At 68.1% G+C, this 13,469-nt stretch carries 11 protein-coding genes; 2 read left to right on the top strand and 9 right to left on the bottom strand.

Going from position 1 to position 13,469, the window contains the following annotated elements; all coding sequences use genetic code 11:
• Positions 1–44 precede the first annotated feature (44 nt).
• From kdpE to kdpF, 6 genes are read right to left on the bottom strand one after another with little or no spacing between them, the layout of a single operon-like run.
• Entirely contained in the window at positions 45–737 is a 693-nt protein-coding gene (gene kdpE, locus AC6CR5_RS26050; protein WP_006389065.1) for a two-component system response regulator KdpE, read from the bottom strand.
• A gap of 19 nt (positions 738–756) precedes the next feature.
• Positions 757–3,534: a DUF4118 domain-containing protein gene (locus AC6CR5_RS26055; RefSeq protein WP_498085056.1), complete on the bottom strand. Its 2,778-nt coding sequence runs from the start codon at positions 3,532–3,534 to the stop codon at positions 757–759.
• 51 nt (positions 3,535–3,585) lie between these two features.
• On the bottom strand, positions 3,586–4,194 hold the full coding sequence (gene kdpC, locus AC6CR5_RS26060; protein WP_020924893.1) for a potassium-transporting ATPase subunit KdpC: 609 nt from the start codon (positions 4,192–4,194) through the stop codon (positions 3,586–3,588).
• Positions 4,195–4,224: 30 nt separating this feature from the next.
• Positions 4,225–6,384 (bottom strand): potassium-transporting ATPase subunit KdpB, encoded by a 2,160-nt coding sequence (gene kdpB, locus AC6CR5_RS26065; protein ID WP_498085057.1) that lies wholly within the window; start codon positions 6,382–6,384, stop codon positions 4,225–4,227.
• A 22-nt stretch (positions 6,385–6,406) separates the two neighbouring features.
• Complete coding sequence (gene kdpA / locus AC6CR5_RS26070) at positions 6,407–8,203, bottom strand: potassium-transporting ATPase subunit KdpA (RefSeq protein ID WP_054441417.1); 1,797 nt, start codon at positions 8,201–8,203, stop codon at positions 6,407–6,409.
• Positions 8,203–8,292: a K(+)-transporting ATPase subunit F gene (gene kdpF, locus AC6CR5_RS26075; RefSeq protein ID WP_035183859.1), complete on the bottom strand. Its 90-nt coding sequence runs from the start codon at positions 8,290–8,292 to the stop codon at positions 8,203–8,205. Before kdpF ends, kdpA begins: the two co-directional genes overlap by 1 nt.
• Positions 8,293–9,028: 736 nt before the next feature.
• Between kdpF and AC6CR5_RS26080 the strand changes: the two genes are divergently transcribed.
• Both AC6CR5_RS26080 and AC6CR5_RS26085 read left to right on the top strand, forming a co-directional pair.
• Entirely contained in the window at positions 9,029–9,304 is a 276-nt protein-coding gene (locus AC6CR5_RS26080; RefSeq protein WP_026382317.1) for a DUF4212 domain-containing protein, read from the top strand.
• The gene (locus tag AC6CR5_RS26085; protein ID WP_498085058.1) at positions 9,304–11,397 is read left to right on the top strand and encodes a sodium:solute symporter family protein; all 2,094 of its coding nucleotides are present in this window, start codon (positions 9,304–9,306) and stop codon (positions 11,395–11,397) included. Before AC6CR5_RS26080 ends, AC6CR5_RS26085 begins: the two co-directional genes overlap by 1 nt.
• A gap of 73 nt (positions 11,398–11,470) precedes the next feature.
• Here the strand turns inward: AC6CR5_RS26085 and AC6CR5_RS26090 are convergent, their stop codons facing one another.
• The 3 genes from AC6CR5_RS26090 to trxB are packed head-to-tail and all read right to left on the bottom strand — an operon-like array spanning position 11,471 to position 13,429.
• Entirely contained in the window at positions 11,471–11,800 is a 330-nt protein-coding gene (locus AC6CR5_RS26090; RefSeq protein WP_498085059.1) for a DMT family transporter, read from the bottom strand.
• Entirely contained in the window at positions 11,797–12,483 is a 687-nt protein-coding gene (locus tag AC6CR5_RS26095) for a Smr/MutS family protein (protein ID WP_006389079.1), read from the bottom strand. The genes AC6CR5_RS26090 and AC6CR5_RS26095 overlap by 4 nt, the downstream gene beginning before the upstream one ends.
• Complete coding sequence (trxB, locus tag AC6CR5_RS26100) at positions 12,470–13,429, bottom strand: thioredoxin-disulfide reductase (RefSeq protein WP_006389080.1); 960 nt, start codon at positions 13,427–13,429, stop codon at positions 12,470–12,472. Before trxB ends, AC6CR5_RS26095 begins: the two co-directional genes overlap by 14 nt.
• Positions 13,430–13,469 lie beyond the last annotated feature (40 nt).

A 13,469-nucleotide genomic window follows, 5' to 3' on the forward strand; every position in this document is an offset into this window, starting at 1 on the left:
GCGCCCGGCACGGCGCCGCCACGTTCAGTTCAGCGCGCCCGCGCCTAGCCGGCGAAGCGGTAGCCCACGCCGATTTCGGTCAGCAGATAGACCGGCTGGGCCGGATCCGCTTCGAGTTTCTGCCGCAGGTGGCCCATGTAGATGCGCAGGTAGTGATTGCTTTCCACATGCGAAGGCCCCCAGACCTCGCGCAGCAGTTCGCGGTGGGTCATGACCTTGCCACGATGGGCCAGCAGCGCGGCCAGCAGGCGGTATTCCATCGCGGTCAGGTGCACGTGCTGGCCGCCGCGCTCGACCACGCGCCTGGCGAAGTCGACGCGCACGTCGCCGAAGCTGATCTCGGCGGCGCTGCCGGCGCCGCCGCGGGCATGGCGCCGCAGCAGCACGCGCAGCCGCGCCAGCAGTTCGCTGACGCCGAATGGCTTGGTGAGGTAGTCGTCGGCGCCGGCGTCCAGCGCCGCCACCTTGTCGGCCTCGGCGGTGCGCGCCGACAGCACCAGCACCGGCACTTCGGTCCAGCCGCGCAGTTCGCGGATCAGGGTCATGCCGTCTTCATCCGGCAGGCCCAGGTCCAGCACCACGGCGTCGGGCTGGCGCGTGCCGGCCTCGATCAGGCCGCGCTTGACGGTGTCGGCTTCGTACACGGCACAGCCTTCGCTCTCGAGGGCCTGGCGCACGAAGCGGCGGATATTGGCGTCGTCCTCGATGATGAGGATGGTGGGCTGAAAGTCGAACATGCGATGGGCTCAGGCGATTTCAGGTTGGATCGGGGGGCGGCGTGCCCAACGGCAGGGTGAAGACGAACTGCGCGCCGCTGGACTGGCCCGGCGCGTGTTCGACCCAGATGCGGCCGTGGTGGGCGCTGACGATGGCTTCGCACACGGCCAGGCCGAGGCCGACGCCGGGCGTGGCGGATTCGCGTTCGCCGCGGGTGAATTTCTCGAAGATGCGGCGTTCGGCGCCGGGGGCCACGCCGGGGCCGTTGTCGCACACCGCGACACGCAGCTCGCCGTCCTGCGCCGTGGCATGCAGGCGGATGGCGCTGCCGGCCGGGGTGTACTTGGCGGCGTTCTCCAGCAGGTTGCACAGCACTCGCTCGATCAGCACGCCGTCGCATTCGACCAGCGGCAGGCCGGAAAGGCTGTCGACCGAGATCCGATGCGATGCCAGCGGCTCGCGCATGGCGGCCAGCGAGGCGCCGACCAGTTCCTCGATCGACTGCCACTCCAGCCGCAGCGGCGTCTCGCGGCTCTGCAGCCGCGCCATGTCCAGCAGGTTGGCGACCAGCGCGTGCATGCGCTGCGCCTGGTCGCGCATGGCGCGGATGGTGTCCTGGATGTCGGCCGGCAGCGCGTCCTGGCGCCGCATCAGCGTGTCGGTCATGCCGACCAGGCTGGTGAGCGGGGTGCGCAGGTCGTGCGAGACCGCCGCCAGCAGCGAGTTGCGCAGCTTTTCGGATTCCATGCTGACCAGCGCCTGCTGCGCCACTTCCACGTAGTGCAATCGTTCCAGGGCGATGGCGATGAGTGTGGCGTAGGCCTCGATCTGGCGGCGCGAGTCGGGCTGCGAGAACAGGCTGCGGCGCGGCGCCGCCAACGCCAGCACGCCACGGGTACGCATCGGCGCCTTCAGCGGCAGGTACAGCAGGTCGCTGTTGGACAGCGTGGCGGTGCCGGCGCCGGCCGGCTGGCCGTGGTCGTAGACCCACTGGGCCAGCGCCGATTCCAGCGGCGGCATGTCCGCGGCGGCGGGCGAGGCCAGCTTGAGGCGATCGTCCAGTCCCAGGATGTAGAGCGCGCAGCGCGAGCCGAAGGTGGCGTGCACGAAGGCGCCGGCGGACGCGACGATCTGCTCGGGCAGCAGCGCCGAGGAAAGCTCGCGCGCGAATTCATACAGGCTGCGCGCGTCGGCCTCGCGCTTGACCGAGGCCTGCGCCTGCAGCCGCAGGCCGGCGGTGAGCTGGCCGATCAGCAGGCCCACGGCCAGCAGCACGCCGAAGGTCAGCAGGTACTGCACGTCCGAGACCGCGAACGAGGCCAGCGGCTGCACGAAGAAGAAATCGAACAATCCCACGCTGACAATGGAGGCCAGGGCGGCCGGACCGCGCCCATGGCGCAACGCCACCGCCACCACCGCCAGCAGGAACAGCATGACGATGTTGGTCTGGTGCAGCGCCGGAAAGGCCAGCGCCGACAGCGCGGTGGCCACCGCGCAATAGCACAGCGCCCAGGCGTAGCCGGCCAGCGCCAGCGGGCCTCGTTCGTCGGCCGCCTGGCGGCCGCGGCGGCCCAGCGTCAGCGGATCGCGGCCGGGCGCGCTGCTGGCGGGCAAGGGTGGCGCGCCCAGGCGGATGATGTCGATCTCGGGGCAGCCCGCGGCCAGCATGTCGGCAAAACTGTGGCGGCGCCACAGCCAGCCCGGGCTGATGGCCGCCGTCAGCAGCGCCGACAGCGACAGGCGCAGGCGCTGCAGGCCGCTGGCGCGGGTGCGGCCGATGATGGCCTTGGTGATGTTGTGGCGGCGCACGTAGCGCACCACCGCGTCGACCATGTCGCCGCCAGCCAGGGTTTCGCAGCGCGCGCCGAGCGAATCGGCCAGCGCCAGGCTGCGTTGCAGCCGTTCCTGCTCGGCCTGCGGCGGCGGCGCGGCGCGCGGCGCGTCGATGGTGACGACGTGCAGGTCGCATTCCAGCTGCTGGCTGAGCCGATGGGCGCTGCGGATCACGTAGTCGGCGTCGGCATCGGAGCCGATGCAGGCCACCACCGCTTCGCGGGTGCGCCAGACGGGTTCGATGGCGCGGTCGCGGCGGTAGGCCTGGACGTCGTCGTCGACGTGGTCGGCGGTGCGGCGCAGCGCCAGTTCGCGCAGCGCGATCAGGTTGCCCTTGCGGAAGAAATTGCGGGTGGCGTGGCGCGCCTGCTCGGGCAGGTAGACCTTGCCTTCCTTCAGGCGGCGCAGCAGTTCGTCGGCGGAAAGATCGACCAGGATGACTTCGTCGGCGGCATCGAAGACCGCGTCGGGCACGGTCTCCCAGACCCGCACGCCGGTGATGCTGCCGACGGCCTCGTTGAGGCTGTCCAGGTGCTGCACGTTGAGCGTGGTCCAGACGTCGATGCCGGCCGCCAGCAGTTCCTGGATGTCCTGCCAGCGCTTGGCGTGGCGCGAGCCGGGCGCGTTGGAATGGGCCAGCTCGTCGACCAGCACCAGGTCGGGATGGGCATCGAGCGCGCCGTCCAGGTCGAATTCCTTGAGCGTGTGGCCGCGGTAGACGACGTCCTTGAGCGGCAGGGTCGCCACGCCCTCGAGCAGGGCGGCGGTTTCGCGCCGGCCATGCGTTTCGACGATGCCGGCCAGCACGCGGGCGCCTTGCGCCGCCTGGGCGCGCGCGGCCACCAGCATGGCGTAGGTCTTGCCGACGCCGGCGGACGAGCCGAAGTAGACCCGCAACTTGCCGCGCACCGCCTGGCGCGCGGCATCGTCGAGGTCTTTCAAGAGCGCGTCCGGATCGGGACGCTCGCCAGCATTGTCAGCCATGAACGCGCAGGTGAAGGAGGGAAACGGCTGGCAATACTATACGCTGGCGCGTCATTGCACCGGCGCCAGTTGGTCCAGCGCCAGATTCAGCTTGAGCACGTTGACGACCGGGTCGCCCAGCACGCCCAGCCAGGGCTTGCTGGTATGGGCTGCTATCAGGGCGTCGACTTTTTCCCGCGGCAGGTGGCGGGCACGGGCCACGCGCGCGGCCTGGTAGGCCGCGGCCGCCGGACTGATGTGCGGGTCCAGGCCGCTGCCCGAGGCGGTGACCAGGTCCACCGGCACCGGCGTGGGGTTGTCGGGATCGGCCGCCTTGAGGGCGGCGATCCGCGCCTGGATCGCTTCGGCCAGCGCCGGATTGCGCGGGCCCAGGTTCGAGCCGCCGGAGTTGGCGCCGTTGTACGGCATCGGCGAAGTGGCCGAGGGCCGACCCCAGAAGTACTGCGGCGCGCTGAACGATTGGCCGATCCATTCCGAGCCGACCACCTTGTCGCCCTGGCGGATCAGCGAGCCGGAGGCCTCGTGCGGAAACACGGCGGCGGCGATGCCGGTGGTCAGGAACGGGTAGGCCAGGCCGGTCACCAGGGACAGGGCGGCGAAGACCACCAGCGCGGGGCGCAGGATGCCGCCTTGGCGCGGCAGGGGAAGAGCTTGTTTCATGACGGGTTCCTTCGTAATGGCGGGCGCGGGTCAGACCCAGCCCAGGGCGGCCAGCACCATGTCGATCAGCTTGATGCCGACGAACGGCACCAGCAGGCCGCCCAGTCCGTAGATGAGGAGATTGCGGCGCAGCAGGACCGAGGCGCCCAGCGGGCGATAGCGCACGCCCTTGAGCGCCAGCGGGATCAGCACGATGATGATGAGCGCGTTGAAGATGACGGCCGACAGGATGGCCGAGGCCGGCGTGGCCAGGCCCATGATGTTCAGCAGGTTCAGCTGCGGATACACCGTGGCGAAGGCAGCCGGGATGATGGCGAAGTATTTCGCCACGTCGTTGGCGATGCTGAAGGTGGTGAGTGCGCCGCGCGTCATCAGCATCTGCTTGCCGATCTCGACGATCTCGATGAGCTTGGTGGGGTTGGAGTCCAGGTCCACCATGTTGCCGGCTTCCTTGGCGGCCTGGGTGCCCGAGTTCATCGCCACCGCGACGTCGGCCTGCGCCAGCGCCGGCGCGTCGTTGGTGCCGTCGCCGGTCATCGCCACCAGGCGGCCTTCGCCCTGGTAGGCGCGGATCAGCTTGAGCTTGGCTTCCGGGGTGGCTTCGGCCAGGAAGTCGTCGACGCCCGCTTCGGCGGCGATGGACGCGGCGGTGAGCTTGTTGTCGCCGGTGATCATGACCGTCTTGATGCCCATGCGGCGCAGCTCGGCGAAGCGCGACTGGATGTCGGGCTTGACGATGTCCTTCAGTTCGACCACGCCCAGCGCGCGGTTGCCGTCGCTGACCATCAGCGGCGTGCTGCCGCGGCGCGCCACGTCCTCGGCCAGGCGCAGCACCTGCTCGGGCACGGTGGCATCCTGCGCGGCCAGCCAGGCGCGCACCGCGTCGACCGCGCCCTTGCGGATGACGCGATCCTTCAGGTTGACGCCGCTCATGCGGGTCTGCGCGGTGAAGGGCACGTATTCCGCGTCCGGGGCGCGCATGGCCGGGGCGTGGATGGCCTTGTCGGCCAGCGCCACGATGCTGCGGCCTTCCGGCGTTTCGTCGGCCAGCGAGGCCAGGCGCGCCGCATCCGCCAGTTCGCGCGGCGACACGCCGGGCGCGGGCAGGAAGGTCGAGGCCTGGCGGTTGCCGAAGGTGATGGTGCCGGTCTTGTCCAGCAGCAGCACGTCGACGTCGCCGGCGGCCTCCACCGCGCGGCCCGAGGTGGCGATGACGTTGGCGCCCATCATGCGGCTCATGCCCGCCACGCCGATGGCCGACAGCAGGCCGCCGATGGTGGTGGGGATCAGGCACACCAGCAGCGCCACCAGCACCGTGACCGTGACGGCGGTGCCGCCGCCCGCGGCCGAGACCGAGTAGATCGAGAATGGCATGAGCGTTGCCACCACCAGCAGGAACACCACCGTCAGGCCGACCAGCAGAATGGTCAACGCCAGTTCGTTGGGCGTCTTCTGGCGCTTGGCGCCTTCGACCATGGCGATCATGCGGTCCAGGAAGCTCTCGCCCGGATCGGCGGCGATGCGCACGAAGATCCAGTCGGACAGCACTCGCGTGCCGCCGGTGACCGAGGAGAAGTCGCCGCCGGATTCGCGGATGACGGGCGCCGATTCGCCGGTGATGGCGCTTTCGTCCACCGAGGCTACGCCGGCGATGACCTGGCCGTCGCCGGGAATGGTCTCGCCGGCTTGCACCAGCACCACGTCATTGCGGCGCAGCAGGCCGGACGCCTGCTTGACGGCCCGTTCGCGCCAGCGCGCCGGGTCGGCGGTGGCCGCGTCTTCGTCGCGAAAGCCCTTGAGCAGGCGCGCGTCGATGGTGGTGCGCAGGCCGCGCAGCGTGGCGGCCTGTTGCTTGCCGCGGCCTTCGGCCAGCGCTTCGGCGAAATTGGCGAACAGGACCGTGAACCACAACCATACCGTGATCGCGAGGATGAAGCCCGCCGGCGCCTCGGCCTGGCCGCGCAGCGCCATGATCCACAGGATGGTGGTCAGGATGCTGCCCACGTAGACCACGAACATCACGGGGTTCTTGAGCTGCGCCGCGGGCGAGAGCTTGCGCAGGCTGTCGACCACGGCGGGGCCGACCAGCGCGCCGGACCACATGCCGAACGTGCGTTCGTGCGGCGCGGCCGAGGGCGCGCGGGCGGCGCCGCCGCCGGCGCCTTGGGTTGGCATATCAATCTTGGCCATTTTCTTTCCTAGCCTGTTGCATTCAGGGTTGCAGGTGTTCCGCGACCGGGCCCAGGGCCAGCGCGGGCACATAAGTCAGGGCGCCCACCAGCAGCACCGCGCCGATCAGCAGCACGACGAAGAGGGGGCCCGTGGTGGGCATGCTGCCGGGCCCGGCGGGCAGGCGGCGCTTGGCCCCCAGCGAGCCGGCCATCGCCAGCACGGCAACGATGACGGCGAAGCGGCCGAACCACATCGCGGTTCCCAGCAGCACGTTGTAGAAGGGCGTGTTGGCCGAGAGGCCGGCGAAGGCGCTGCCGTTGTTGTTGGCGGCCGAGGACAGGGCGTACAGGATCTCGGAGAAGCCGTGGATGCCGGGGTTCAGCACGCCAGCCTGGCCGGCCGTCACCGAGACCGCCAGCGCGGTGCCGCCCAGCACCAGCAGCGGCGTCGCCAGGATCACGATCGAGACCATCTTCATGTCGTAGGCCTCGATCTTCTTGCCCAGGTACTCGGGCGTGCGGCCGATCATCAGTCCGGCGATGAAGACGCCGAGGATGGCGAAGGCCAGCATGCCGTACAGGCCGGAGCCGACCCCGCCGTAGACCACCTCGCCCAATTGCATCAGCAACATCGGCGTCAGGCCGCCCATGGCGTTGAGCGAATCGTGCATGCCGTTGACCGCTCCGCACGACGCCGCCGTGGTGACGGTGGCGAACAGCGAGGTGGCGGCGATGCCGAAGCGGGTTTCCTTGCCTTCCATGTTGCCGCCCGGCGAAAGCACGCTCATGGCGCTGTCGGCCCCGGCCTGCGCGGCCATCGGGTTGGGCTGTTGCTCGAAATAGGCGGCGCTCAGCGCGAACACGGCGAACAGCAGCGTCATGGCCGCGAGGATGGCGATGCCCTGGCGCCGGCTGCCCACCATTTCACCGAAGCTGAAGCACAGCGCCGCCGGGATCACCAGGATCGCCAGCATTTCCAGGAAGTTCGACAGCGCGGTCGGGTTCTCGAATGGATGGGCCGAGTTGGCGTTGAAGAAGCCGCCGCCATTGGTGCCCAGCATCTTGATTGCCTCCTGCGAGGCGACCGGGCCCATGGCCAGCGTCTGCGTGCGGGTGATTGCCGGGTCGGTCACGGGCTGGCCCTTGGCGTCCAGCACCGGCTGGCCCTGGGCGTCGACGCGCGGCTGGTCATAGTGCAGGGCTTCGACCGTCTGCACTTCCTGGTAGTCGTTGAAGTTCTGCAGCACGCCCTGGCTCACCAGCGCCAGGGCCAGCACCAGCGACAGCGGCAGCAGCACGTACAGCGTGCAGCGCACCATGTCGGCCCAGAAGTTGCCCAGCGTGGCCGAACAGTGGCGCGCCAGCCCGCGGATCAGCGCGAACAGCACCGCGATGCCGGTGGCGGCCGAGACGAAGTTCTGCACCGTCAGCGCCAGCATCTGCGTCAGGTAGCTCATGGTCGATTCGCCACCGTAGCCTTGCCAGTTGGTGTTGGCCACGAAGCTGATGGCGGTGTTGAGCGATGAGTCGGGCGAGACGGCGCCCATGCCGGCCGGGTTCAGCGGCAGCAGGCCCTGCAGGCGTTGCAGCGCATAGACCGCCACGATGCCCAGGATGTTGAAGGCCAGCACCGCCAGCGCGTAGCGCTTCCAGCCCATTTCGGCCTGCGGGTCGATGCCCGCCAGCCGATAGATGCCGCGTTCCAGCGGGCGGCCCCAGGCGGTCAGCCGGGATTGCCCGTTTTCCATGGCGATGCGGATGTAGCGCCCGAGAAAGGGCGCGATCGCGAGCAGGACCGCCAGGTACACGACCAGCAGTCCGACGAATTCGGCAGTCATCAGAACTTCTCCGGTTTGAACAGGGCGACCAGCAGGTACACGAACAGCAGCGCGGCCGTGAGGCCGCTCAGCCAGTAGAGCCAGCTCATGATTGCTCTCCCGAGGACAAGGCTTCGCAGAATCGGAGCAGGGCGTAGGTCAGCCCCGCCATGACGGCGAAGATCGCGATATAGATGGCATCCACGTTTTTCCTCCCGGGAGCCAGGCTCCCTTCGAACGACGAACCGGCGCGGCAAAGGGGATGCGGACCGCGCGGGCGTAGTGACCAATCAGGACACCGGCAGGTTACGGAGCGAGGGGTAAAAACGGGGTATAGCTTTGGCGGGGGGGTGTAAACGGAACGTAAAGACGCGCTGCCATAATCCCGGTCACGGATGCGCCGAGATGGCGCGACGCGGGTGCCCGGATCCGGGCGGCGGCGCGGGCGTTGTTGAGGCTGGCTCAAAACCGGGTGCGCCGCCCCCTTCCGGAAAGCGGTTTTGGTCGGGAAAAATCCCAATATTTAGAACAGAGATGCCAAAATGCACTGATATGGTGCATGGAATATGTAAATGAATGCGCCGAATTAGGGCATTCCCCTAGTGTGGCATTCCCGCATCTGGTGCAGAATCTCTTCCCATGCAGGTGAGGAGACAAAGCCCTGCATGGGCAATTACCGGCGGCACCGGTACATAAAAAAGTAGCAGTACTCAAGAAAAGCAAAACGCACAACGGCTGGCACCAGGCAGTGCCGGCCGTTGTCGCATAAAAAGCCCGTATTTTGTCCAGCCAGGGTTTTCTAGCGCCGCGTTTCGCGATATTCCTCAGGTTTCGCTCACGCCAGCTATGCCGGAATCCCGCGTTTCCCCCGAGCCCACCCCGTCCCGCTATTGGCGTCGCAATGTGCGCCTGATCGCGCTGCTGGCGCTCGTCTGGGCAGCGCTGACATTCATCCCCTCCTACTTTGCCCGAGGCCTGTCGTTCGATTTCATCGGTTGGCCGTTCTCGTTCTGGATGGCGGCCTACGGCGCCCCCTTGGCGTACCTCATCATCATCTGCATCTACGCCCGGATCATGAACCGCGCCGACCAACGCGGGGAAGAGGCCAAGGAGAGCCGCTGATGCCGTTCGGCGGAGATACCCCGCAGCAATTCAGGATCCGGCTGCGCCGCATCTACGTGCTGTATACGGCCGGCTTCGCGCTGATGATCCTGCTGATGGCGCTGGCCGAGATCCTGGGCCTGCCGCGCAACTGGATCGGCTACGTCTTCCTGCTGGTGACCGTGAGCCTGTATGCCGGCATCGGCATCGTCTGCCGCACCTCGGACCAGGTGGAATACTACGTCGCCGGCCGGCGCGTGCCGGCCATCTACAACGGCATGGCGACCGCGGCCGACTGGATGTCGGTGGCTTCGTTCATCGGGGTCGCCGGCACGCTCTACCTGACGGGCTACGGCGGCCTGGCCTATATCATGGGATGGACCGGCGGCTATGTGCTGGTGGCGATGCTGCTGGCGCCGTACTTGCGCCGCTTCGGCCAATACACCATTCCCGACTTCATGGGCGCGCGCTATGGCGGCAACCTGCCGCGGCTGGCGGGCGTGGCCTGCGCCATCCTCTGTTCGTTCACCTATCTGGTGGCGCAGATCTACGGCGTGGGCATCATCACCACGCGCATGACCGGCATCTCGTTCGAACTGGGCATTTTCGTGGCGCTGGGCGGCATGCTGGTCTGTTCGTTCCTGGGCGGCATGCGCGCCGTCACCTGGACCCAGGTGGGGCAGTACATCATTCTGGTCATCGCCTACCTGGTGCCGGTGGTGTGGCTATCGCTCAAGCACACGGACATGCCGGTGCCGCAGCTGTCGGCCGGCGTGGTGCTGCAGGAAGTGACGGAAAAAGAGGTCTACCTGCGCAACGATCCCGCCGAAATCGAGGCGCGCCGCCTGTGGCAGGAGCGCGCCGACGAGATGGCGCAACGGGTCCATGATCTGCCCGAATCCTGGGCGCTGGAAAAGGACAAGCTGCGCAGCCGCCTGGCCCAGCTCAACGCCAGCGACGCGCCCATGGTCGAGATCCGCTCGGTCGAACGCGAGCTGGCGGCGTTCCCGCCGACGGTGGAAGATGCGCGCATCGCCTGGTCGCAGGCCAAGGCCACTTTCGAGGCCCGGGCCGCGCCGCCGACCCCGCATGCGGAACCTTTCCCGTCCAGCGATCCGGACGAGCGCCGCAACATGCGCATCAATTTTCTGGCGCTGGTGCTGTGCCTGATGCTGGGCACCGCGGGCATGCCGCACATTCTGATGCGCTCATATACCACCTCGTCGGTGGTGGAAGCGCGGCGTTCGGTGTGCTGGTCGCTGCTGTTCATCCTGCTGCTGTATTTCATGGCGCCGGCGTTGGCGCTGCTGGTCAAGTACGAGGTCTACACGCAGGTGGTGGGGTCGAATTTCCTCAGCCTGCCGAATTGGGTGCATGCCTGGAGCGCGGTCGACAGCAACCTGCTGGATGTCACCGACATCAATCGAGATGGCGTGGTCCAGCTCAGCGAAATCAGCATGGGCGCGGACGTGGTGGTGCTGGCGATGCCGGAGATCGGCGGGCTGCCCTATGTGATTTCGGGGCTGGTGGCGGCCGGCGGCCTGGCGGCGGCGCTGTCCACCGCCGATGGCCTGCTGCTGACACTGTCCAATTCGCTGTCGCACGACATGTGGTACCGGATGGTGTCGCCGCGCATGTCGGCGGCGCGGCGGGTGATGGTGTCCAAGATCCTGCTGCTGGTGGTGGCGTTCGGCGCGGCCTGGGTGGCGGCGCGCAAGCCGGCCGACATCCTGTTCATGGTGTCGGCGGCGTTCTCGTTCGCGGCCTCGTCGTTCTTTCCGGCGCTGGTGATGGGCGTGTTCTGGCGCCGCGCCAACAAATGGGGCGCCACGCTCGGCATGGCGGCGGGGCTGCTGGTGACCTTTGCCTACATGACGCATACGCATCCGTGGCTGCGCGAGTGGGTGCTGGGGATTTCGCGGACCCAGCCGGTGGACCTGTGGTGGGGCATCCAGCCGATCGCGGCGGGGGTGTTCGGCGCGCCGGTGGCGTTCCTGACGATCGTCGTGGTGTCGCTGCTGACGCCGCCGCCGGATCGCGCCACGCTGGCGTTGGTGGATTATCTGCGTCATCCGGGCGCGCCGAAGCCGCCAACGGAGAACGGCACGGTCTGAAACGGAGGCAGGCGCCGGGTGGCCCGGATATATGCCCGGCGCGGGCCGGATCCGGGCTCGCGCCTGAAACGGCTCAGTGCGACACGGACTTCGAGAAGACGTTCATGACCACCACGCCGGCGATGATCAGGCCGATGCCGACCAGCGCCGGGGTGTCCAGGTGCTGCCTGAAGAACAGCGCGCCGACGATGGAGATCAGCACGATGCCCACGCCCGACCAGATGGCGTAGGCGATGCCGACCGGCACCTCGCGCAGCGTCAGCGACAGGAAATAGAACGAGATCACGTAGCCGAACACCGTCACCACCGACGGCACCAGCCGTGAAAAGCCGTCGGAGCTTTTCAGCGCGCTGGTGGCGAAGATCTCGGCGACGATGGCGATGCCCAGGTAGAGCCACTTCATTTGCGCGGCCCCTCGGATTGGCGCAGCAGCACCAGCAGGGCGCCGGCGCCGCCTTCGCGCTCGGGCGCCTCGGAGAATGCCAGCACCTCGTTCTTCTGCACCAGCCAGGTGCGGGCCTTGTCTTTCAGCACCGGTTCCAGCCCCTGCGAGCCATAGCCCTTGCCGTGCACGATGCGCACGCAGCGGATGCCGTGTTCCTGGCATTCGTCCAGGAACGACAGCATGGCGTGGCGCGCCTGTTCCACGCGCAGGCCGTGCAGGTCGAGTTCGGCGCCGGCGCGCCACTGGCCGCGGCGCAGGTTGCGCGCGGTGTCGGGGGCGGCGTCGCCGCGCACGAAGGCGGTGCCGCCTTCGGACAGCAGGTGCGTGATTTCGCCGCCATCCGAAACGCCGGCGTCGGCTCGCGTGGCGGTTTCGCCCAGCGCGTTGGCGCGGCGCAGGGCCGGGGCCGGTTGCGGCGCCGGCTTGTGTTCGGCGCGCGCGACCTGCTTGATGGGCTTGACCGACTGCATGGTGCGCCGGAACGCGGCCATGTCGTCGGCCGGATCGGTGTCCGCGCCGGGCGCCGGCGCGGCTTTCTTCAGCGCCGCCACGCGCTGGGCGAGGGCGGCGCGCTCCTGCTCGGCCTGCAGGTCTTTCTTGAGGCGTTTCAGGTCGGCCGCGCCGACCTTATTGCCCCGCATTCTCCAGCCACCGTTGTGCGTCCAGGGCGGCCATGCAGCCCGTGCCGGCGCTGGTGATGGCCTGGCGATAGACGTGGTCCTGCACGTCGCCGGCGGCGAACACGCCCGGCACCGAGGTCATGGTGGCCATGCCGGACAGGCCGCTCTTGGTGACGATGTAGCCGTCCTTCATTTCGAGCTGGCCCTCGAAGATCCCGGTGTTGGGCTGGTGGCCGATGGCGATGAAGGCGCCGGTGGCTTTCAGGTCTTCGGTGGCGCCGGTGTCGACGTGGCGCACGCGCACTCCGGTGACGCCGCTGTCGTCGCCCAGCACTTCTTCCAGCGTGTGGAACAGCTTCAGTTCCATGTTGCCGTTCTCGACCTTGCTCATCAGCTTGTCGACCAGGATCGGTTCGGCGCGGAACTTGTCGCGGCGGTGGATCAGGGTGACCTTGCGGCAGATGTTGGACAGGTACAGGGCTTCTTCGACGGCGGTGTTGCCGCCGCCGACCACGACCACGTCCTGGTTGCGGTAGAAGAAGCCGTCGCAGGTGGCGCAGCCGGACACGCCGCGGCCCATGAAGGACTCCTCGGAAGGCAGGCCCAGGTACTTGGCCGAGGCGCCGGTGGCGATGATCAGGGCGTCGCAGGTGTAGACCTTGCCGGTGTCGCCGGTCAGGGTGAACGGTCGCTTGGACAGGTCGACCTTGGCGATGTGGTCGAACAGCATTTCGGTGTTGAAGCGCTCAGCGTGCTTCTGGAAGCGCTGCATCAGGTCCGGACCTTGCACGCCTTCGGCGTCGGCCGGCCAGTTGTCGACGTCCGTGGTGGTCATCAGCTGGCCGCCTTGGGCCAAACCTGTAACAAGGACAGGGCTCAGATTGGCGCGTGCCGCATAGACGGCCGCCGTGTAACCGGCGGGGCCGGATCCGAGTATCAAAACTTTAGCGTGCGTAGGCGTGGACATGGGCGGGTATCTTTAGGTTAACGCCCAATTATAATGAGCC

The sequence above is a fragment of the Achromobacter sp. EG18 genome, from assembly GCF_059759395.1.